The sequence below is a fragment of the Williamsia sp. Y721 genome, assembly GCF_059683565.1.
The window spans coordinates 302,877-324,548 of record NZ_JCASNH010000005.1 but is presented as its reverse complement, the minus strand read 5'-3'; the positions used below and the strand labels follow the sequence as shown (position 1 = coordinate 324,548).

22 protein-coding genes are annotated in these 21,672 nt (G+C 62.6%); 14 read left to right on the top strand and 8 right to left on the bottom strand.

Going from position 1 to position 21,672, the window contains the following annotated elements:
• Positions 1-134: 134 nt before the first annotated feature.
• The gene (locus AC56PL_RS25015; protein WP_495517392.1) at positions 135-377 is read right to left on the bottom strand and encodes a DUF6480 family protein; all 243 of its coding nucleotides are present in this window, start codon (positions 375-377) and stop codon (positions 135-137) included.
• Positions 378-744: 367 nt separating this feature from the next.
• Here AC56PL_RS25015 and AC56PL_RS25010 point away from each other — a divergent pair, with 367 nt between their 5' ends.
• Entirely contained in the window at positions 745-996 is a 252-nt protein-coding gene (locus AC56PL_RS25010) for a hypothetical protein (RefSeq protein WP_495517393.1), read from the top strand.
• A 572-nt stretch (positions 997-1,568) separates the two neighbouring features.
• Here AC56PL_RS25010 and AC56PL_RS25005 read toward each other — a convergent pair.
• Positions 1,569-1,751, bottom strand: a complete 183-nt coding sequence (locus tag AC56PL_RS25005; RefSeq protein WP_495517394.1) for a hypothetical protein — start codon at positions 1,749-1,751, stop codon at positions 1,569-1,571.
• A gap of 315 nt (positions 1,752-2,066) precedes the next feature.
• Here AC56PL_RS25005 and AC56PL_RS25000 point away from each other — a divergent pair, with 315 nt between their 5' ends.
• Both AC56PL_RS25000 and sigJ read left to right on the top strand, forming a co-directional pair.
• Positions 2,067-3,239 (top strand): NAD(P)/FAD-dependent oxidoreductase, encoded by a 1,173-nt coding sequence (locus tag AC56PL_RS25000; protein ID WP_497155490.1) that lies wholly within the window; start codon positions 2,067-2,069, stop codon positions 3,237-3,239.
• Between the two features lie 8 nt (positions 3,240-3,247).
• Positions 3,248-4,159 carry an RNA polymerase sigma factor SigJ gene (gene sigJ / locus AC56PL_RS24995; RefSeq protein WP_497155489.1) on the top strand — a complete coding sequence of 304 codons (912 nt, stop codon included), beginning with the start codon at positions 3,248-3,250 and terminating at the stop codon, positions 4,157-4,159.
• Positions 4,160-4,228: 69 nt separating this feature from the next.
• On the opposite strand, the gene AC56PL_RS24990 is transcribed toward sigJ, so the two are convergent.
• Entirely contained in the window at positions 4,229-4,864 is a 636-nt protein-coding gene (locus tag AC56PL_RS24990; RefSeq protein ID WP_497155488.1) for a TetR/AcrR family transcriptional regulator, read from the bottom strand.
• A 187-nt stretch (positions 4,865-5,051) separates the two neighbouring features.
• Between AC56PL_RS24990 and AC56PL_RS24985 the strand changes: the two genes are divergently transcribed.
• The 7 genes from AC56PL_RS24985 to AC56PL_RS24955 all read left to right on the top strand — a co-directional run bounded on the left by AC56PL_RS24985 (position 5,052) and on the right by AC56PL_RS24955 (position 14,473).
• The gene (locus AC56PL_RS24985) at positions 5,052-5,867 is read left to right on the top strand and encodes a TauD/TfdA dioxygenase family protein (protein ID WP_497155487.1); all 816 of its coding nucleotides are present in this window, start codon (positions 5,052-5,054) and stop codon (positions 5,865-5,867) included.
• A gap of 71 nt (positions 5,868-5,938) precedes the next feature.
• Positions 5,939-7,537: an ABC transporter substrate-binding protein gene (locus AC56PL_RS24980; protein ID WP_497155486.1), complete on the top strand. Its 1,599-nt coding sequence runs from the start codon at positions 5,939-5,941 to the stop codon at positions 7,535-7,537.
• A gap of 15 nt (positions 7,538-7,552) precedes the next feature.
• Positions 7,553-8,512, top strand: coding sequence for an ABC transporter permease (locus AC56PL_RS24975; RefSeq protein WP_497155485.1), 960 nt, complete (start codon positions 7,553-7,555; stop codon positions 8,510-8,512).
• Positions 8,509-9,390, top strand: a complete 882-nt coding sequence (locus tag AC56PL_RS24970) for an ABC transporter permease (RefSeq protein ID WP_497155484.1) — start codon at positions 8,509-8,511, stop codon at positions 9,388-9,390. The genes AC56PL_RS24975 and AC56PL_RS24970 overlap by 4 nt, the downstream gene beginning before the upstream one ends.
• A 31-nt stretch (positions 9,391-9,421) precedes the next feature.
• Positions 9,422-11,101, top strand: coding sequence for a dipeptide ABC transporter ATP-binding protein (locus tag AC56PL_RS24965; RefSeq protein WP_497155483.1), 1,680 nt, complete (start codon positions 9,422-9,424; stop codon positions 11,099-11,101).
• Positions 11,102-11,159: 58 nt separating this feature from the next.
• Positions 11,160-12,140, top strand: coding sequence for a TauD/TfdA dioxygenase family protein (locus tag AC56PL_RS24960; protein ID WP_497155482.1), 981 nt, complete (start codon positions 11,160-11,162; stop codon positions 12,138-12,140).
• A 203-nt stretch (positions 12,141-12,343) separates the two neighbouring features.
• Complete coding sequence (locus AC56PL_RS24955) at positions 12,344-14,473, top strand: catalase (RefSeq protein WP_497155481.1); 2,130 nt, start codon at positions 12,344-12,346, stop codon at positions 14,471-14,473.
• Between the two features lie 11 nt (positions 14,474-14,484).
• Here the strand turns inward: AC56PL_RS24955 and AC56PL_RS24950 are convergent, their stop codons facing one another.
• Both AC56PL_RS24950 and AC56PL_RS24945 read right to left on the bottom strand, forming a co-directional pair.
• Positions 14,485-14,895 (bottom strand): ankyrin repeat domain-containing protein, encoded by a 411-nt coding sequence (locus AC56PL_RS24950; protein ID WP_495517405.1) that lies wholly within the window; start codon positions 14,893-14,895, stop codon positions 14,485-14,487.
• Positions 14,896-14,962: 67 nt separating this feature from the next.
• On the bottom strand, positions 14,963-15,823 hold the full coding sequence (locus AC56PL_RS24945; protein ID WP_497155480.1) for an LLM class F420-dependent oxidoreductase: 861 nt from the start codon (positions 15,821-15,823) through the stop codon (positions 14,963-14,965).
• A 128-nt stretch (positions 15,824-15,951) separates the two neighbouring features.
• Here AC56PL_RS24945 and AC56PL_RS24940 point away from each other — a divergent pair, with 128 nt between their 5' ends.
• Positions 15,952-16,596 (top strand): eCIS core domain-containing protein, encoded by a 645-nt coding sequence (locus AC56PL_RS24940; RefSeq protein ID WP_495517407.1) that lies wholly within the window; start codon positions 15,952-15,954, stop codon positions 16,594-16,596.
• A gap of 30 nt (positions 16,597-16,626) precedes the next feature.
• Here the strand turns inward: AC56PL_RS24940 and AC56PL_RS24935 are convergent, their stop codons facing one another.
• Complete coding sequence (locus AC56PL_RS24935; RefSeq protein ID WP_497155479.1) at positions 16,627-17,700, bottom strand: alkene reductase; 1,074 nt, start codon at positions 17,698-17,700, stop codon at positions 16,627-16,629.
• A 100-nt stretch (positions 17,701-17,800) separates the two neighbouring features.
• Here AC56PL_RS24935 and AC56PL_RS24930 point away from each other — a divergent pair, with 100 nt between their 5' ends.
• A complete protein-coding gene (locus tag AC56PL_RS24930; RefSeq protein ID WP_497155478.1) occupies positions 17,801-18,166 on the top strand; it encodes a MerR family transcriptional regulator in 366 nt (121 codons plus the stop codon).
• A 21-nt stretch (positions 18,167-18,187) separates the two neighbouring features.
• Here the strand turns inward: AC56PL_RS24930 and AC56PL_RS24925 are convergent, their stop codons facing one another.
• Positions 18,188-18,466, bottom strand: a complete 279-nt coding sequence (locus tag AC56PL_RS24925) for an SHOCT domain-containing protein (RefSeq protein ID WP_497155477.1) — start codon at positions 18,464-18,466, stop codon at positions 18,188-18,190.
• A gap of 24 nt (positions 18,467-18,490) precedes the next feature.
• Entirely contained in the window at positions 18,491-18,934 is a 444-nt protein-coding gene (locus AC56PL_RS24920; RefSeq protein ID WP_497155476.1) for a DUF6325 family protein, read from the bottom strand.
• A 210-nt stretch (positions 18,935-19,144) separates the two neighbouring features.
• Between AC56PL_RS24920 and AC56PL_RS24915 the strand changes: the two genes are divergently transcribed.
• Entirely contained in the window at positions 19,145-19,747 is a 603-nt protein-coding gene (locus tag AC56PL_RS24915) for a hypothetical protein (RefSeq protein ID WP_497155475.1), read from the top strand.
• 208 nt (positions 19,748-19,955) lie between these two features.
• Positions 19,956-21,668, top strand: a complete 1,713-nt coding sequence (locus AC56PL_RS24910) for a tyrosinase family protein (RefSeq protein ID WP_497155474.1) — start codon at positions 19,956-19,958, stop codon at positions 21,666-21,668.
• Positions 21,669-21,672: the final 4 nt, after the last annotated feature.

Sequence of the window (21,672 nt, the reverse complement as noted above, 5' to 3'; positions counted from 1 at the left end):
CCTCGGGACCGCAGCAGCAAGGAGTTGGTGTTCTGCATGTCTCTGGGTAGCCGGACACCGACCGCCTGAAACCTGCGGCAGGCGGAGTCCGCCGCGGCGGTTGGCAGAGCCGGATTCGATCGCTGACTCCTGGGTCAGGAGACCATCTGAACGATGATCCCGATCGCAGCGGCCAGAAAGAGGATCGCTATCAGGACCACAACGATGATCGTGGCCACTCCGGTCGGCGGGAAATGCCGCGAGGTGCGGGGTTCGGAAGCAGAGAGCCCGGACGTCTGCGCGGCCTCCGGTGGTGTGGCGCCGGGCTCGACCCCATGGGCGCCCTCCATCCCCGGCAGGTTCTCTGGATCCGTCCCGCGGTCATGCGTGTCACTCATGTGAATACTTTGGTGAGGCGCTGGCCTTCGTGGTCATGATCGGTGCTCCTGTCGTTGTACGCAAAAAATCGCGCCATTCGCTTCTCTGCAACGGGGTACCCAGAACGGGCGCATCGGAACCCCCACGCTGATCGGGGACGTGTTGCTTTTACGAGATACTGCGGATTATCCTTGTTGGACGGTTCACCACCCAGCCGCACAATCGACATTGGTCGTCATCCGGGCTTTCGAAATGTCGTGATCATTCTTTCCGGTTGTTCGAAACTCGGTTACCTCGCATACCCAGTATTTACTTTGTTCATCGACGGCAGATCATTTATCTGCGCAACGACGAGCGAGTACGGGTGCTGCGGGCAGAGGAGTGGAAATGTTCTCTCGCAGAATCTTTGACAATGACAACGCTGGAGCTGCGGTTCCGGACGTGAGGATTTCGGACCAGGAGATCTGGGACGATCTCGGTGAGAAGCGCGGGTCAACGCTCGCACTGGTGGCGGCGTTCGCACTCGCGCTCGGTGGCGTGGTCTTGGTGGTCGGATTGGTGGTCAGTGCCGCGCTGACCGCGGTGTTGTGCGCTGTCATGGCCATATGTGTCGTCGGACTGGCCATGGTGATGGTGTGAGTACGCCCCGACTGTACGCAGCAGATCCCGCGATGCTGTTGATGGCGGGGCGCTGCAACCCCTGACTTTTGCCGCTCGCGGCGTTTACCCCATTCGGTTGTGGGTACTTTTCGCGGCAGATGAGTTGTTCAAGAGAACTCGCGCCAGGGTGATGTACCAGAGGAGCGATTGATGCCCAGAAATACACCTATTCAGCGTGAAGTCGGAAAGATGCATGCCGCGGGCTGGGCTGGTTTTCTCTGCGTCCTGGCCACCGTCGCGTCTATTTGTGTGGCCCTGGTCTTCTGGGCCAATGGGTCGGCGATCGGAGCGATTATCGCCGCGGTTGCCGCGATCCTATTCGCTGGCGCCGTTTTTGCTTTGTTCTCATCGAGCAGAAAAAAGGGCCGGAATTCGGTGTTACAAAGTCGGATGGCTCGACTTCGCCGCGCTCGCTATCGAAGTGCGTACCGGTCGTCAGACGACGAGTGACTAGTTCGGCCCGGCCCAGCCGATGGCATTCGATGGTGCCGATGGCCGGCAAAGTGGCATTCCCCAGGCCCGAGGGCCCGGGGGAACCGCCCGTTGGGGGGTCAGCCCACCACGCTGCTGTCATCCAGCTTCGGCGCCATCAATGCTGTGGCACAGGCAGGGCACATGGCCATGTCCGCGGTGATTGCCCATCCGCTGGTGTACCCGGCGTGAACCTCGGCGAGGTGGTCGGTGATGTACGGCATCTTCAGATTCCGCCCACAGGTGTCGCAACTCCAGCTCATGAATGCCCTTCTTCGGCGCCGGGGATCCCAGCGCGTCGGTACTCGAGGCGATAACGCCGCGAGCGTTGGTTGGCGGGCTGCGACTTCAACCGGACCGTATAGGGGTATATCCGGTACCGGCGTTCTTCAAACATCGCTCTGATGAGGGAGATGAACCAGGGCCCGGTCAGTGTCCCGGGGTTGCCACGGGGCGAGCAACGATCTCTCCCCGGCAGTCATCAGCTGATCGCACAGCCCGATGCAAACGTCGTCGATGTCACGTCTTGGACCTTGAGCTGCGTCTTATGGATACCGACGAGAGAAAGGACGCCAGTCATGACAGAGATAGTGATACTCGGTGCCGGCTACGCAGGAATGACCACGGCCATCGGAGTCGCTCGGCGCGCCCGAGGACGTTCCTGGGCATCCGGTCCGACCCATGTCACCTTGGTGAACCCTCGCACGAGATTCACCGAGCGGTTGCGCATGCATCAGGTGGCAGCCGGTGAGGAGCTCGCGTTCTATGACATTGAAGAGATGCTGGACGGAACCGGTATCGACTTCCGGTGTGGGTGGGTCGACGAGATCGATCCGGAAGGCCAGTCGGTACGGCTCGGTGACAGGTCCCGTATTCGCTACGACATCCTGGTCTGCGCGCTCGGTAGTGTCGCAGCCTCAGCGGTTCCGGGGGTGGCGCAACATGCGTACACGTTGGACGATGTCCAAAGTGCCGCACGGCTTGCCGACCGAATCGAGAGGATCGTGGACGGTGGTGCAGTGGTGGTTGCAGGTGGCGGTTTGACCGGTGTCGAGGCCGCGGCCGAACTGGCCGAACAGCACCCCCACCTCGATGTGACATTGCTGAGCCGCCGGCCGCCGGCATCTCAGATGGGGCCGAGGGGCCAGGAATACGTGGCGGATTCCCTGGCTCGCCTCGGCGTGACCGTGCGCGATGGCGTCGATATCGCCAAGGTGTTGCCTGACGGCGTCGATCTCGTCGGCGGTGAGCAGGTGGCTGCCGATGCGGTGTTGTGGACCGCGGGCGTCAAAGCTCCGGACGTGGTGGCCAAGGCAGGATTCACCGTCGACGACGCCGGTCGGATCGTGACCGACACGACGTTACGATCGCTGTCCCACCCGAACGTGTACGCGGTGGGCGACGTGGCGGCCATCCGCCAGAACTACGGCATCATCCACGGCACCTGTCAGAGCGGGATGCCGTCGGGAACACACGCCGCAGCCTCGATTGTCCGCGAGCTCAAAGGTAAAGAGCCCAAACCATTTCGGTTCGCGTACATGCATCAACCACTCAGCCTCGGCAGGTCCGATGCCGTTGTCCAGTTCACCCGGCCCGACGATTCGCCGAATCGCTATGTGCTCACAGGTAGATCGGCCACCATGTACAAGGAGACGGTGAGTAGCAGTCCCTGGAAGGCATTCGGGGTGATGAAGAATTTCCCAGGCGCGATTCCGTGGCGACACGGGGGCCGTGCGACGACGGCGAGATGACGTGAGTAGTGGATGCGCAACAGATCTTTGACGACAACCGAGGCCTGCTGTTCTCAGCCGCCTACCGGGTCCTCGGCACCGCAGTAGATGCCGAGGACGCGGTGCAGGACACCTGGTTCAAATGGTCGCGGGTCGACATGGAACAGGTGGCCGAACCCAAGTCCTATCTTGTGCGGATGGTCTGCAATGTCGCTCTGGATCGTCTCCGCTCCTCCCAACGTCGACGCGAGGTTTACGTCGGCCCGTGGTTGCCCGAGCCGATCCTGACCGAACTTGATCAAGCCGCTGATCAAGGTTCGCAGGCTGAATCGGTGTCGGTCGCGATGCTGGTGGTCCTGGAGAGCCTGAGCCCGTTGGAGCGGGCGATCTTTGTGCTCAAAGAGGTATTCGGCTTCAGCTACACCGAAATCGCCACCACGCTCGAGCGAACGGAAACTGCTGTGCGCCAGACAGGTCGGCGCGCCAGAGCGCACGTGCAGGCCCGCCGCCCACGGTTCGACGTGGGGCCACGCCACAGCCGCGACGTGGTCGATCGTTTTCTCGCCGCGGCCGGCGGTGGCGACATCAACGCATTGATGGAACTCCTCGCTCCAGAGGTGACCTTGTGGACAGACGGTGGAGGCAAGGTTCGACAGGCGCGGCGGCCGATCTCTGGCGCCACTGCGGTATCGGCCTGGCTGGCCGGGGTGTCGCAGCGGCCCTACGAGGGCGTCGACATTGCCGACATGGCTTTCACCGTGACCGAGATCAATGGTGCCCTAGGGGTTTTGATCACCGGGGCCGCGCGGGTGATCGGCACCTTCACGTTCACGATGAACTCCGATGGTCGGATAGCGGAGATCCACAATGTTGCCAATCCCGCGAAACTGGGAGCTGTGCAGGGTGGTCGGCGACAGTCATTCGGAACTGACCTGCACTGACACAGGCGCAATGAGTTCATAAGGCCCGACGCGCGGTCGGTTTGTGAACGCACCGAGGTCCGGATGTCGTCAGATCCGTGGAGTGGAGACGGGGGCCAGGAGAAGTCCCTCCCAGGCGTCGATCGCGTCGGTCAGGTCCTCGGTAGTGGGGACGGTCCCGCTTCGCCCGAGGTTCGCGAGGTGCCGAACCATGCTTGTGAAGACGAGCTCCAGACGCAGATCGGCCACCGCAGGCGGCAGGTGCCCGACGGACGCCCGCAGCGACTCGGCGACAACGCGACCGCTTTCGTTGACCGAGGCGTCGATTGCCATGAAGTGTTCTCCGATCAGCCCGGCGGTCATCAGTTGGTCGAGGACGCCGACATATCTGTTGCCCTCACCAAGGGTGTTGGCCAGAGGCTGCACCGTCGCCCACAGCACTGCCCGGGTAGACGGTGCCTCCTCGGCGCGGTACAAGGTCGAAACGACGGCGTTGCGATCGGCGTTGATCGAGGGTAGTCGGTACTCGAAGATCGCCTGCAGGAGATCGGCTTTGGATCCGAAGTGGTAACTGATCGCCGAGGCGTTGTTTTGCCCGGCCGCCTGCCGAATATCGTTGAGGGACACCGCGTCATAGCCTCGTTCGGCGAACAACCGCTCGGCGCTCTCGATCAGACGTGTTCTGGTGGCCTCTCCCGAGGCGTACCGCCCTTTGCTGTTTGCCACAGCGTCAAACCTAGCCTCGCGCCGGGCTGATTTGAAACCACTGGCCTGCCTGTAGCAACTCGGCGCCGGCAAATCAAGAGATGGACGCAAGTGAAATCTATACGGGGTCAAGTTAATGAGATCGCATTAGATTCACATTCGGATGGCATCGGCCATCACCGAACATCAGCGCGATTCAAGGAGACCCATGACGACTCTCGAGACCAAACCGTCACTGTCGGTGCACCCGATTTCGGGAATGATCGGTGCCGAGATCCACGGTGCGGCAGTCGGAAACCTTGATGGCGCGCAGGTGGAGTGGGTCAAAGATGAGCTGTACCGGCACGGTGTGCTGTTCTTTCCCGCCCAAGGACTCGATCCCGATGTCCACACCGCATTCGCGAAACATTTCGGACCGATCGAACACCCCCACGTGCATCTTCAGAACCTCGGCGACGAAGGGTATCCGGAGATCTCGGTGATCTCCACCGAGAACGAGAACGCGTACCAGGCGAATCAGTGGCACACCGATGTGTCGTGGAAGCCGAGGCCTTCACGGTTCAGCGTTCTGCACATGCAGCAGCTGCCGGCGTTCGGCGGCGACACCATGTGGTCGAGTCAGATCGCCGCTTACGAGGCGCTGTCGGAACCCATCCGGCAGCTGCTTCTCGGCCTGAGCGCTTCGCACCGCTTTCCGAACACGCCCGCCCAGCCAACAGATATTCGTCATCCCGTGGTCATCCGCCACCCGCAGACCGGCAAGCTGTCGCTGTTCGTGAACAATCTGTTCACCCCGGACATCAACGGATTGTCGAAGTCCGAGAGCGATGCGATCATCAATCTCCTCAGAGCAGAGTCGATACGGCCCGAGTTCACGTGCCGCAGACGCTGGCAGGTCGGCGATATCGCGATCTGGGACAACCATTTTGTCCAGCACAACGCCATCTACGACTACGGCGACGGCAACCGGCGTATCCATCGCATCGAAGTGGCGCCCGAGGCGCCGATTCCCGCCGCCGGCTGAGCTGTCACCCCCGCACGGGTTCACGCCGATCGACTCCCTCTGTCCCTCTTGATCCTGAAAGACGTAAATCCATGCGCTCGTCTATTTCAACGGCTGCCGTCAGCCGACGCGGCTTCCTTCGTGGTGCCGGACTCACCGCCTTTGCGGTACTGGGTGCGGGGTCCCTGGCCGCGTGTTCCTCGGCGGTCGGTGAGCAGCGCGAAGCCGGTGATGCATCGGCGCAGCCGGTACGCGGCGGCAGCCTGAAAGTCGGAGTCACCGATGACATCAACCCGCCGCTGTTGTTGACGGGTGGAAGCCTGGCCGGAACCCTCATGTTGGGCTTGGTCTTCGAGACGTTGACCCGGTATCCCGTCGATTCCATCGAACCCCAGCCGCTGCTGGCGAAGTCCTGGGAGCAATCGGCGGATGGCTTGACGTACACCGTGCACTTGCGTGATGACGTCTATTTCCACAGCGGCAGACAGTTCACCGCGAAGGACGCCGAGTTCTCGTTGCGTACCTATACCGATCCCCGGTTCTCTGCCCAGCTCCGCAGCACTGCTGCGATCATCACCGGTTACGATACGAGTGATCCACAGACATTGGTTCTGACGCTCGCACACCCGGTCGGGAACCTGTTCGATGTCTTCGAACTTGCTCCGATCTTCGACAGCGAGACATTCGGTCAGCTGCAGAATGGTGAAACCTTCATCGGCACCGGACCGTTCGTGTTCACGTCGCGAAGTCCCAACAGTCAGATCACTTTCGAGCGCAACGCGAACTACCGGGTGCCCGATCGGCCGTACCTCGACCGTGTGGAAGCCCTGATCATCCCGGACGCGCAGGGCAGGCTCAGTGCAATCAAGTCGGGACGGATCGACTACGCCGGCGAGCTGGCCGGACGGGATGCACAAACCCTCCGCGACACAGACGGTTTCAACGTCACCGGGTTGGAGGGCGCGGAGACACAGTCGTATCTCGGAGTGAGCGTCACCGCGCCTGCGCTCGCTGATGTCCGTGTCCGGAAAGCACTGGCGTACGCGATTGATCGTGATCGCATCGTCACCGAAGTGCTCCGCGACTCGGGCTATGCCGTCAACCTGCCGTGGCCGAAACACTCGGTGGCGTACGACGAGGCGAAAAACAACACGTACACAAGAGATGTCGACAAGGCCAAGTCGCTGGTCGCCGAGGTGGGCCAACTGCCGACCATTCCGCTCACGTACCCCGGAGGGGGTGGCGACTTCGAGGCCATCGCGCAGATCGTGCAAGCAAATCTCGCCGACGTGGGAATCACGGTGGAACTCGATCCGATCGAACAATCGGTATTCCTCAAGACGCTGATCGCTGCCGAGTTCCGCGGACTGTGGCTCTACGGCCACACATTTGCCCAATATGTTCCGTCCACTCTCACCGTCAGTGCATACCCGTTCAACGCTGCCCACAACGCATCTCGGTACTCATCACCCGAGTACACCGAAGCGGCAGGCGCTGCGTGGGAAACCCGTGACGGAGTCGACGGAACGGCGGTCGAACACTACGCGCAGATCAGTGATCTGCTGTTGCGCGACGTGTTCCTCGTCGAGATCGCGGTGCAGATCCCACAACCGACCGCCGCCACGCGGGTGCACGACGTGGCGTGGACCAAATCCAGGCAGACCCTGCTGACCGACGCCTACGTTGCCTGAGAGATCGGACGACACATGTTTCGCTATCTGATCGGACGCCTGCCCTCCGCGCTGGTGGTCCTGTTCCTGGCATCCTTACTGATCTTCTTCACCATGCGAATGGTGCCGGGTGATCCGGCTGTGGTGTTGGCCGGACCGGACGCCACCCCGGAGTCGATCGACTCGATCCGGCATTCACTCGGGCTCGACAAATCCATGGTTGCGCAATATTTTTCGTGGATCGGTGACGTTCTGACCTTCGATCTGGGGCGGTCGTATGTGCTCGGTGGTGAGATCGCTGATCTGGTACTCGCCGGTCTCGGGAACACGGCGGTCCTGGCCGGAACCGCGCTTCTCCTCGCGGTGATCATGAGTCTGGCGTTGAGCATCGCAGTGGTCGCCTGGCCGAATCGATGGCTGACCGCGACGGTGAACACCATCAACACTGTCTCTGTTGCTCTCCCGAACTTCGTCACGGGCGTGTTGCTCGTTTTGGTCTTCGCGGTGATCTTTCCGGTACTGCCGTCGGGCGGTGTTCCGCCAGAGGGATTCTGGGCGCAACCCGATATCACAGTGCAGTACCTGCTGATGCCCGCGGTGTGTCTGGCACTGCCGGTGGCCGCCTCCCTGACGAGGTTTCTGAGCGAGTCGTTGCGTACCGAGATGGGCCAGCAGTATGTGATCACCGCGCGCGCCGCCGGGGTGTCGCGGTGGAATCTGGTGACCCGCACAGCGCTACGCAACGCCGTACCGACCATGCTCACCGTCGTCGGCATTCAGACCGGTCATCTGTTGGGCGGTGCGGTGCTGGTGGAAGCGATCTTTGCCTGGCCGGGCATCGGTCAACTCATCGAGCAGGGCATCGGTCGGCGCGACTATCCGGTGGTTCAGGTGTTGCTGTTGCTGTCGGTCACGATCTTCGTGCTCATCCAGTTGCTCACCGACATCCTTCACGCCTACCTCGACCCACGGATCCGGATCGGAGGACAGGCATGAGCGTCATCGAAATAGAGCCCGGCATCGATGGACACACCGCCGATTCCGACAACAGCGATCGGCGTCGCAATCCGATGCTCGGCGCACTGCTGTCCGGTCAGGGACTCGTCGGCGTCATCATCTTGAGCGTGATCATTGCCGCCGGTGTGCTGGCGCCGTGGCTCACCTCGTTCTCGCCGAACGAACAGATCGAAGGCGCCAACCTGTTGGGGCCGAGTGCCGATCACTGGTTCGGCACCGACGAGGTGAATCGTGACGTGCTCACCCGAACTCTGTACGGCATCCGCACCAACGTGCTGATCATCGTGGTCGCGGTTCCGCTCGGCGCTGTTCTGGGTGCCCTGTTCGGACTGTTGTCGAGTCTGAACACGGTCGCCGACGTGGTCACGCAGCGCGTGTTCGATGTGATCCTTGCTTTCCCGCTGTTGATCCTGGCCATCACCCTTGTCGCCATCACCGGACCGGGAGTGTGGCCGGTCGTGGCGGTGATCGTGGCGGCTGAGATCCCCATCTTCGGGCGGCTGCTGCGAACGACACTGTTGAAGGTGCGCGAGCTGCCATACGTGGAGGCGGCAGAAGTGATCGGCGCAGGCCGTTGGTGGGTGCTGCGTAAGCACGTTCTTCCCAATGCCGCAGAACCGTTGGGTGTGCAACTGGCACTGTCGATGTCGGCGGGTGTGTTCGCCGAAAGTGCGATGAGCTTCCTCGGCATCGGAGTGCGGCCACCAAACCCCTCGCTGGGATCGATCATCGCCGCATCGGTGCCGAACCTCGACGCCAACCCGGCCTACGCAGTTGGACCCCTGATCGTCGTGTCGGCGATGGTCCTGAGTTTCCTCCTCATCGCCCAGGGGTTGAACCATGCCCGCCGAATCTGACAGTAGCCAGTCGCGGACCGAAGGATTGATCATGACCACTTCACACACGGCCACCCTGCTGTCGATCCACGACCTCGTCATCAGGTTCGGCGATGCTGACAGTGGGGTGACCCCCGTGGTCGACCACGTCAATCTGAGCGTGGAGCGCGGCGAAATCGTGGCGCTGGTCGGCGAATCCGGCTCGGGCAAATCGATGACTGCCCGTGCCGCCCTTGGGCTGCTCCCGCAGGGCGCACAGGCGCACGGTTCCATCGTCTTGGCCGGCGACCAGGTGATCGGCGCAACGGAACGCTCTCTCAACCAGTGGCGGGGAACCCGCGCCGCGATGGTTTTCCAGGAACCGCAGACCGCGCTCAATCCGGTCCGCAAAGTGGGATGGCAAATCGCGCAGGCCCTTCGGGCGCACGGCAAGGTGTCCCGAAGCGCCGCCCGGGCCCGAGCGGTGGAACTGTTGCGGATGGTCGAGATCCCCGAGCCCGAGGTTCGGGTGGACTGGTATCCGCACCAACTGTCGGGCGGTCAGAAGCAGCGGGTTGTCATCGCCCTGGCACTCTCGGGCGAACCGGCGCTGTTGATCGCGGACGAACCGACCACCGCGCTCGATGTGACCGTGCAGGAAGAAATACTGGCACTGTTGCGACGGCTGCGCGATCGGTCCGGGACCGCCATTCTCCTGATCACACACAACATGGGCGTCGTGGCAGATATCGCCGACCGCGTGGTGGTCCTCAAACGCGGCCAGATCGTCGAAGAAAGCTCTGTGACAAGCCTCTTCTCGGCGCCTCGTCACGAGTACACCAAGGCGCTGCTGGCCGCGGTCCCCAGGCTCCCCGAAGCCGGTGAGGTTGCCGAATCCACCACACCGGTCTCCGATACCGACGCCGTGTTGTCACTTCGCAAAGTGTCCGTGGTCTTCCCGGCCCGGCACGGCAACCCCGAGTTCCGGGCTGTGGACGGTGTATCCCTCGATCTGCATCCCGGAGAGGTTCTGGGCCTGGTCGGTGAATCCGGCTCAGGTAAGACGACATTGGGACGGACTGCACTCGGCATCACCTCCGTCGCCGCCGGTGAGGTGCTGCTCGATGGCCGGGACCTGGCAAAATTGTCCGGTTCGGAACTGCGCAGGAGTCGCCGGGGTATGGCCCTGGTACATCAGGACCCTGCCGCGTCACTCGATCCGCGTCGCTCGGTGGGTGCCAGTATCGGCGAACCACTCGAGGTCCATCGGGTGGCCTCGGGGTCGAAATTGACTGCGCGGGTGGGTGACCTACTCGACTCTGTGAAGCTGCCGAGATCGTATGCGCAACGCAAGCCCGGTGAACTCTCCGGCGGTCAGCGCCAACGCGTCGCCCTCGCGCGGGCGTTGGCACTGGCACCCCGGTTGCTCGTGGCCGACGAACCCACGAGCGCGCTCGACGTGTCTGTGCAGGCCGAGATACTCGAGTTGTTCGCCGAGCTCCGCGCCGAGCACGGATTCGCGTGCTTGTTCATCAGTCACGATCTCGCCGTTGTCCATCAGGTGTCTGATCGGGTCGCGGTGATGCGGGGAGGTGAAATCGTGGAATTGGGAAGCGCTGAGCAGGTTTTCGGCAACCCCATGCACGGATACACACGCGAGTTGGTTGCTGCTGTCCCCATTCCAGACCCCGTCCGGCAACGCGAACGTCGTGCCGACATCGTCGTTTCGAAGCCCCTCGCAGCCGTGATCTGAGAAATGTTCGACCAGTCCAACTTTTCGAAACCTTCTGTCCAACAAGGAAAGGATTGTCATGACCGCAGTAGCCGAGTTCGATCGGACCACCGCAGCAACCAGTGCCGAGGAGATCTATGCGGCCGGTGGGATCACCGTCCACAAGGTGGGTGAACACATCGGAGCCCGAATCGAGGGCGTTCACCTCTCCGGCGATCTGTCCGCAGAGACCGCCTTGGCGATCCGCTATGCACTCGCAACCAACAGTGTCGTGTTCTTCCGGGGGCAAGATCATCTCGATGACGCCCTTCAGTACGAGTTCGCAGGCACCCTGGGCCTCCAGACCACCACGCATCCCACACTGACCTCGGCCGAGAACAAGATGTTGATCATCGACGGCGCGGCCAGCAGTTGGCACACCGACGTCACGTTCATCGACCGGATCCCGAAGGCGTCGATCCTTCGCGCCACCACCATTCCCGAATACGGCGGCGCGACCACCTGGGCGTCGACCACAGCGGCGTACAACCAGCTCCCGGAATCGCTGGTGCACCTGGTCGAGAACCTGCGTGCCGTCCACACCAATGCGTACGACTACGCCGAGGCTTCCCAGAACATCAAGGTGCCCGCCATTGGTGCCAGCAATTACGGCGACTTCACCCGCGAGATCTACGAAACCGAGCATCCGGTGGTCCGCGTGCATCCCGAAACAGGGGAGAAGACGCTGCTGCTCGGACATTTTGTCAAAGAATTCGTCGGCCTCAAGCCATCAGAGACCACCGCGCTCTTCCAGTTGCTGCAGGCGCGGATCACCAAGCTCGAGAACACCGTTCGCTGGGCATGGGAGCCCGGTGACCTGGCGATCTGGGATAACCGTTCCACGCAGCACTACGGGATCTCCGACTATGGCAACCAGGCCCGCAGTGTGCACCGGGTGACCCTCGCCGGCGACCTGCCCGTCGATGTCCATGGCAACACCAGCCGCGTCATCAAAGGCGACGCATCGCACTTCTCGGTCATCGAGGACACGCAGCGCCTCCCGGGGTTTGCTGTCCGGTGACGCCGGGATCGGTGGCCCCCGCGTAATCGGTGGCTGCCACAAACCCGGGTGCGCTTAAGAATTGGGGCGCTTGGGTACACGGGATCTGCACGGTTCAGAAATGGTAGCCGGCGGTCGTTGTCGTGCGGGTGTTTGCACTTTGCACGTCAACGACTTTCTCTCCGAGAACAGCCCGTACAGACTTCGAAGAAAGCAGAGTGGACATGCCTCCTTCACCCCGTCCGGATCAATCATCACCAGCACCGATCGGTCCGACCGGCGCCTCGGATACCCGCGCACAAGAAGGCGAGTTTCTCACCACCGCCCAGGGCCTGCGGTTACCCGATACGCATCATTCGCTCAAGGCCGGAGAACGCGGACCCACCCTCCTCGAAGACTTTCATCTGCGCGAGAAGATCACGCATTTCGACCACGAGCGCATCCCAGAGCGGGTCGTGCACGCCCGGGGCGCGGCCGCGCACGGAACTTTCCAGTCGTACGGCACTGCCAAATCGGTGACGAAGGCGGGTTTCCTCGCGGATAAGAACCGTAAGACGGACGTCTTCGTACGCTTCTCGACAGTGTTGGGATCGCGAGGCTCGGCGGACACCGTCCGTGATACTCGTGGATTTGCCACCAAGTTCTACACCGATGAGGGCACCTTCGACCTGGTCGCGAACAACATCCCCGTCTTCTTCATCCAGGACGGCATCAAGTTCCCCGACATCATCCATGCCGGCAAGCCCCAACCCGACATCGAGTTGCCGCAGGCGCAGTCGGCTCACGATGGGTTCTGGGACTTCGTGTCCCTGCACACCGAGGCCACCCACCACGTCATGTGGAACATGAGTGATCGCGGTATCCCGCGTTCATACCGGACGATGGAAGGCTTTGGCGTCCATACTTTCCGGCTTGTCGCTGCCGATGGCACCACCAGCCTGGTGAAGTTCCATTGGAAGCCGGTCGCCGGTGTGCATTCGCTGGTGTGGGAAGAAGCGCAGATCGCAGCCGGCGTCGACCCCGACTTCCATCGACGCGACATGGCCGACGGCATCAAGGCAGGCGCGCCCCTCGAATACGAGCTCGGGATCCAGGTGATGCCCGACGACGGCACCGAGACCTTCGAGGGCATCGACCTGCTCGACCCCACCAAACTGGTGCCCGAAGAGCTCGCTCCGGTGCAGTTGATCGGCAAGCTGACACTCGACGCCAATCCCACCAATTTCTTCGCCGAAACCGAGCAGGTCGCCTTCCACACCGGCCATCTCGTGCCCGGCATCGAGGTCACCAACGATCCGTTGATGCAGGCGAGGTTGTTCTCGTACCTCGACACTCAGCTCACCCGGCTCGGTGGACCGAACTTCGCGCAGTTGCCCATCAACCGGCCGCACGCGCCGGTCAATGACATGCATCGCGACGGATTCCATCAAACCGCTGTGCACACCGGACTTGCGCCGTACCGCGACAACAGCATCGACGACGACGAACCGGTCTTCGCCGGACTCGATGAAGGTGGCTACGTCCAGACCGAACGGGTGATCGAAGGTCGTGCCGTACGCGCCAATCCGGTGTCGTTCGACGACCATTTCACGCAGCCGGCGATGTTCTATCGCAGCCTCACCCCGATCGAACAGGACCATATCGTCGAGGCGTTCACGTTTGAGCTGGGCAAGGTGTTCGAGCAGTCCATCAAGGAACGCGAGCTGCAGGTGCTGGCGAACGTCGACACAGATCTCTGCGAACGTGTCGCTGCAGGACTGGGTCTGCCTGCACCCAAGGGCGAACCTGTTCCCGACGTCATCACCTCACCCGCCCTGTCGCAGGTGATCCTCGCGCCCGGGCCGATCGCCGGACGCAAGATCGGTGTCATCGCAGATCAGAACTCTGATCTGAGCGGAATCGACAAACTGCGAACTGCTGCCGAAAGCAAAGGCGCGACCGTGCACGTCATCGCCCCCGTTGGCGGCGTGCTCGGCAAGGCAGCGCGAAAGCAGGTCGTCGAGCGGACATTCCTGACCGTCCGGTCCATCGAGTTCGATGCGCTGGTTGTCGCCGGAGGCACCACGCCTTCTGCCGACATCAAGTTGGTCCTGCTGCTGCAGGAGGCGTTCCGGCACTGCAAGGCGATCGGAGCCTGGGGTGACGGCGGCGCGATACTCGAGGCCGCCGGCATCGCGCTGGATGATCCCGGTGTGGTGGTTGGTGATTCGGCGGTCAAGGCGTTCAACGAGTCGCTGTTGGCCGCGGTTGGTCTGCACCGTGCCTGGGATCGTGCCCCTGCCGTCATGAGTTCTGCAGTGCCGCCGTCTGTTCCGGATCGGCCGGAACAGAAGCGGCAAGCGAAGAAGAAGTAGCCCCGGAGGCGTCAGGGCTCGATCAGCACTGCGGCCATATCGTCGAGTTGAAAGAACTCGGCAACGGCCGTGGCTGATCGAGCCCCTCCGTGTGGGTCCGCCCCCGCAGCGAGCAGTGCCCGCACGACGACTTCACTTCGGCGAAAGACTGCTGATCCCAACGCAGTTTGGCCGTTGTCGTTGACGCGTTCTACGTCTGCGTCAGCTGCGAGCAGCACTCGGACGGCCTCGATATGGCCGTAGTAGGAAGCCAAGATCAGCAACGTGTCGCCGCGGTCGTTGGTCAGATTCACCGGACCACCGATGTCGAGAAATGACTGCAGCGCTGCGTGGTCGCCCTGTCGAGCCCAATCGAAGGCGCTCTGAAAGAGTTCGAGTTCTTGTTCGGTGAGATTCACACTGACCTCCTGGTTGTTGGGCATGCCGCGAGTACCCAACGGTGCGCATTCGACACCAGGTTGTTCGGATCGCCCATGACCCGACGGTCTGTCAGTTCAGGGCGGCAGCCAGTCGACGCCACTGCTCGCGGGGATAGGCGGCCGGGTCGGCGCCGAGGACCTGCACGCACACGTGGTCGGCGCCGGCGGCGTGGTGTTCCCGGACTCTTCCGAGGATTGCGTCCTCGTCACCCCAGACAATGATCGCGTCGAAGACCCGGTCACTGACGGTGTCGAGGTCTTCTTGGGTGAACCCCGACCGCAGGAGGTTGTTCGCGTAGTTCGGGAGTTTGAGGTAGTTGCGGAGCCATTCGGTGCCGATGATCCGGGCCTGATCGCGATCTGTGGTCAGGATGGCGGTCTGCTCGGGAAGGAGCAGAAGGCCGGTGCCGAGTGCTTCTCGGGCCTGCGCGGTGAACTCCGGTGTGACCAGGTACGGGTGGGATCCGCTGGCGCGAGTCGCGGAGAGGTGCAGCATCTTTGGTCCCAAGGCGGCGAGTACTCGCCGGTCGACGGGCACGGGCTGTTCGGTTGCATCGATGGCATCGAGAAATGCCTTGGTCGCCGCCAGTGGCTTCTTGTATCGCCCGGGTTCGCCGGCGTCGACAAGCGGCGCGTGACTGACACCGATACCGAGCAGAAGACGATCGCCGTACTCGGTGACCAGACGGTGGTAGCTGGCGGCCACGTCCGCAGGCTCGTGCATCCAGAGGTTGAGGATGCCGGTGGCCACCACGGCTGTCTTGGTCGCCTGCAAGAGATTGCCGACCGAGTCGAATACCGGGCCGCCGACGTCGGGGAACCAGAGCGCGGTGTATCCCAGTTCCTCCAGTTCGGACGCGGCCTCTGCTGATTCGGCGGGATCGCCGTAACGCAACTGTGAACTCCATATGCCTACCCCGGTGAGCTGCATGACTGTCTCCTCGTCCGACGCCTCAGGCGCCGTCGGTGTTGTTGGTGGCTGTTGTCCACGCTATCCGAGCGCGCGGGTGATCCGGCGCGGGGTTCGGAAGTCGTCCGCCGGTCCGGATAATGGGGCGCGTGCGCAGCAAGAAGGAAAAACGCCAGACCTCCATGCGGGTGTGCTTCACCAGGCGTTTTGGTGCCCTTCGTGGGCACCTCGACCCAGGCTTGCTGGCAGATGCCCTCAGACCGAGGAAACGGGCGCTGACCGCCGTTGAGCTCGACTATGCGCGCGACATCTTCGCCGACAGTGTCGACTACACCGCGATCCGCATTACGCGCGGCAGCGTGTTTGCGATCGGTTCACCGGTCACCCTGGGTGCGACGATTCACTTCAAGGCGGCGTGGGGACTTTTCGATGGCGACGGGTTGGACCTGACCCAGCGAGGCAGGCACACACTCATCCACGAGATGGCACACGTCTGGCAGTACCAGAACGGCGGATTGGCTTACATTCCGCGGAGTTTGACCGCCCAGTTGCGAGCGGCTCTGCGTGGCGGTGGCCGCGGGGACGCCTACAACTGGCGCGCAGCGCACAACGAGCAACGCCCGTGGTCGAAGTGGAATCCGGAACAGCAGGCAGCAGCAGTGGAGGGCTACAACAAGCTGCTGCGAAAGACGAACGGGCAGACGGCGACGCCCACAGAGGTCGCGGACCTCGCCGTACTGACCGGTTACCTCCATTGCGTGTGGAGGCGCGAGGGCGCGCCGAGCTTGCGATGAGGGGTCACGCGACGCCGGAGGATTTGGGGGTTACGCGCTGTACTGAAACGAGGGATAGGTGAGGTAGCCGGTATCGCCTCCGGTGTACCAGGTGTCGGGATCGTGCGGGGCGATAGGAAGATTCGTCCGCAGGCGCTCGACGAGATCTGGATTGGAGATGAATGCCCGGCCGAAACTGATCAGATCGGCGCCGAGTCCGAGCCAGTGATCACCGGCTGTCTTGTCGGCCTGCTCGGGTCCCATCGGGAAAACGGGATTGACGATCAATGTGCCCGGCCAGGCCTGTCGCAACGCAATGAGTGTGTCCTCGTCGGTGGTTGCCTCGAGATGGACATAGGCGATGTCGAGATCTGCGAGTTCGGTGAGCAGCGCGGAGTAGACCTCCGGGATGTTCGTTTCGCCGGTGCCGGCGAGGCCGGCACCGGGGGAGAGCCGAATGCCGGTGCGGGCGCTGCCAATTGCTTGCACGGTCGCCGCGGCCGCCTCGACGGCGAACCGGATCCGGTTGGCGATCGACCCGCCGTAGGAGTCGTTGCGCAGGTTGGATTCTGGTGAGAGGAACTGCGAAATCAGGTACCCGTTGGCGCCATGCAGCTCGACGCCGTCGAATCCTGCATCGATCGCGCGCACGGCAGCGTCGGCGTAAGAGCGAGCTTGCTCGGGGATCTCGTGCAGTGTGAGCGCGCGCGGGATCGGCGCGGGTTGTGGTCCGGTTGGGGTGAAGACCTCGCCGGGGGAGGCAACCGCAGAAGGGGCCACCGGCTGCAGACCGGTGGTGTCGGGGTGGGACACCCGGCCACCATGCATGAGCTGAGCGAAAATCCGTCCGCCGTTGACGTGGACTGCATCGGTGACCCGACGCCACGACTCGACCTGCTCGTCGGTGTGCAGCCCCGGCGTACCCGGATTCGATTGCCCCACAACGTTTGGTTGCACACCTTCGGTGAGGATCAGGCCGGCCGTGGCACGTTGCGCGTAGTACGCCGCCATCGACGACGTCGCCAGTCCGTCCGCCGTCGCGCGGACCCGCGACATCGGCGCCATCACCACCCGGTTGGGCAGGGTCAGGCCGGCAAGTTCGTGACGATCGAACAAGGTGTTCATGGGCGTCTCCTCGTGTTCATCGGCCCGGTGATGGGCCCGAGGAGTACGTTAAAACCTGACATTGATGTGAGGGGCAAGTGCCTGAGAGGTAGAACACTCGATGAGGATCGGCGAACTGGCCGCGCAGACGAACGTGAGCGTGCGCTCGCTGCGCTACTACGAGGAACAGGGCCTTCTGTCCAGCACCAGAAGTCCGAGCGGACAGCGACACTACGTGGACAACGACGTCGACCACGTCGTGTTCATCCAGCGGCTCTACACCGCCGGACTCTCCAGTCGGACCATCGCGGAGGTCATGCCCTGCGTTGAATCACCCAGCGAAGAGAACAGCGACGGCGCGTTCGACCGGATGATCCAGGAGCGGGATCGCATCACCGCTCACATCGACGACCTCATTCGGGCACGTGACTCACTCGACGAGCTCATTGTGGCAAACCGGAATCATCGGAAGTCGCTCGTCGACTGATCGAGGCTGAGCGTGCAGTGGTCAGCTGTTGAGGATCTTCGCCTTTTCGGCCTCGAATTCGGCATCGGTGAGGACCCCCTGGGCCTTGAGTTCGCCGAGTTGCTGCAGGGCGCCGATCCGGTCGACAGGAGGTGCAGCGGGCGGAGCCGGTGGCGGCGCATATTGCTGCCGTTGCGGAGCCTGCGGCTGGGCTTGTTCGGCCCAGCGCTGACCTTGGCGTCGTGAGACCCGGTTGGACACCGAGGTTGCGGTTCCGGCGATGACGGCAGTGCGGGCGACCCCGCGAAGTAGTCCGGGCATGCGTGGTTCCTTGGCCTTTCGTTTTCAGATTTCCAGTGCGTCGAGGGACGCGAGGATGGCTTGAGTCGGGATACGTCCGGAGGCGACCAATTGCGCTCCGTTGTTTTGCAACTTGGCGGCGAAGGGTGCGGCCCAACGGTTTTCGTAGATCAGTACGGCGCCTGAACATCCCGGTTGCAAGACCGAGGCAGCCTCGTCGAGGTCGGTGCGGTCGATGAGTCCGGACGTCGCCTCGGCGAAAAGGGTGACGTCGAAGTCACCGGTCAGCCCGAAGTCCTCGATGGCCACGCCGCTGACCGACCCGTCGAGTTCTTTGCGGACGAACGTCAGATCCAGCACCCGGATCACATCGCGCTCCACGAGATCGACGAGCAGCGGAAGCGCTGAGCCATCGGGATTGCGGTCGGCAGGGAACTCGATCACCAGATAGTCAACTGGGCCGAGGTCATCGAAATCGAGTTCGGTCATGGTCGGGTCTCCGTTCGGAGTTCGTCAATGCACAGGGGAGTTCTGCAGAGACGATTTTGCGCGGGCGCAGACGGTAAGTCCTCACCCGTTCCGGATGAAATTGCCGGGCGGCGAAAGTCCACACCGGCACTGATGTGCTGGTTGGTGCCGCCGCGTCCCCAACGCGCACGCGTGGAATCTGTGGAACGCGGGGTGCTAGGGGTGAAGAGAATGTACCGCAATGAGTTTCGTGTCTGGCGGGCCCGCAATTCCCGAACTATGCCATGCTTTCCCGTTATGGAGGAAAGATTTCTTCGGCTGGTCAACCGCACGCCGTTCGGTGGCGGCAATTCCCTGACGCGCGAGCAGATGGCGAGCCGGATCAGCGCCTACATCTACGGCAACATTCTGGTGCTGGCGGCGCTGATCCCGGTCACGGAGTCGCACGACAGGTTCGGCATCGCAGTGATCGTCGGTGCGGCCGTCACGACCTTCATTGCACATTATTTTGCCGAACTCGTCGGCCGGTCTGTTCGTGAACACACGGTTGCCACCCGCGAGGCGCGGATGGCGGAGTTGCGCGACAGCCTGCCGATTCTGGTCGCCGCCGTGATCCCGAGCCTGATCCTCGCGCTTGCTGTGGTGGGTCTGTTCGAACCCAGGACCGCACAACTGATCGCTGAACTGTTCATGGTTCTGCGCATCGCGACGATCAGTTACGTCATCGTGCGGATTCGCAAGGAGGAGGTCACCTCCAAAACGCATTGGACTGCGATTGGTCTGGGGACGTTGGCCATGGTCATTGTCGCGTTGAAGCTGGTGTTCGGGCACTGAGCCACGAACTGCTCGTGTTGGTGGCGACTGACCTCGCGAAACACTGCACAACTCCTCGGTGAGGACAGGTAGCGGACTACTCGTGCCAAGGTGGGCCACGGACTGTTGCGATCAACGTATGGTCGCTGGCAGTGGGTGTTGCGGTTCGGGTCAGAACTGGGCGTTCACGGTATCGGCCGATCTGTTCATCTGAACCGGAGGTCTCACGATGCTCGTCTCCAGTCTTTTCCGTGACGATCCGCTGTTGGAGGCGATCGCTGCCGACGGGCCTCAGCGTATCTCGACCACCACGAACCGGACTGATCCAGCTGTTGCGAGGGTGCAACTGGCGCTGCTGGATTGGGATCAGGGTGCATTGCCCCGATTCGGTTCGGATGGTGTCTACGGTGGTGAGACTTCGGCCGCGATCCACCGGTTCAAACGTGATGAACTACTGGTGCCCGACGGGCAGATCATCGACGACGTCGGGCCGCGAACGGTCCGCAGACTCGACGAGATCAGGTCGCTGGCAGAGAGTCGGATTCCTCCGCCGTCGGCTCAATCGGTCCGTCTGGATGCCTGGAACCTGTCGGCGACCAACGTCTGTCATCCGGTACTCGCCGCCTACGCAAGGGCAGTGGGGGTACTCAAGCTCAACAGCGGTCGGGACCCTCGAAAGTGGTGGTCACACCACACACAGGTGCACGGCATGACGCCGGACCCGCGCGACGGATTGCGCAATCAGTGCCAGCACTTCTCCTGGTTCTTCTTGCCATGGCACCGCATCTATCTCGATCGATTCGAGGCGATCTGCCAAGAGATCATCGCAGCCGATCTGCTGACCCCCATCGACGTCCGGCAGTCATGGGCACTGCCGTACTGGGACTACGACCGGACTGACAGCAACTCGTTGCCGCCGATCTTCCGGATGCCGCAGCTGGCCGGGCAGCCCAATCCGTTGTTCGAACCGGAACGCGCACCGCGGATCAACGACCTGGCAAACCCGAAGGTGTTGCTGCCGACAGAGACCACGGCCCGCGGTTGGTTTGCGCAGACGAGATACGCGGCACCGTCGCCTCAACCGAGTTTCGGTGGGCCGGTGACCGGCTTCCACCATCTCAACGAATCGGGTGCTGCTGTCGCAGGCAGTGTGGAGGGCACGCCACACGGCACGGTGCACGTTGCCGTGGGGGGTGCCGCCGGAAAGATGAGCGACTTCGACCAGGCCGCGGGCGACCCGATCTTCTGGCTGCACCACGCCAACATCGACCGATTGTGGGAGGTGTGGCGAGCGAGTTCGGGCTCGGGAGCGGATGAATCCGCGTCGGCATTCCTGGATCAAGAGTTCGCCTTTGCCGATGTCGGGGGTGGTGCGCAGAACGTCGCCGTCAGCAGTGTGGTCGATCCGGGTCTGCGCCCGCACACCTATGAAGACCTGTCGATTCCGGCCTCGGCTGGTGTGTCGCCCCGCGAGGAGGAGCTGATCGTGTCTGAAAACGTTCCACCGCAACGTATCGGCGCCGTCGACCAGCCGCTGGTCCTCTCCAACGGGGTGTCCCAAGAGGTCGAGGTGGACATCCCCGATCTCGAAGTTGCCCGGGTGAGCGAGACGGGTCGGGTGCTGCTGTCGGTTGAGCACTTTGTTGCCGAGAATCCGCCCACCACAACGTTTGGCGTCTACATAGCGTCGGGACCTGACCCGGAGGACATCTGGGTCGGCAATCTGCCGCTGTTCGGTCTCACCGAATCCATGCGTGCCGACGGTGAACACGGACTGAGCTTCACCTTCGACATCACTGACACCGTTCAGTCGTTGCTGGCCACCGGACAGTGGGATCCGTCCAGTTTGGCGTTGCGCTTTGCGCCGGTCGGTGAAATCGACGAGGACAGTGTCGGCGTCGGTGAGGTCGAGGTCGGTTCGGTCAGCATCCTGTTCGGATGACCCG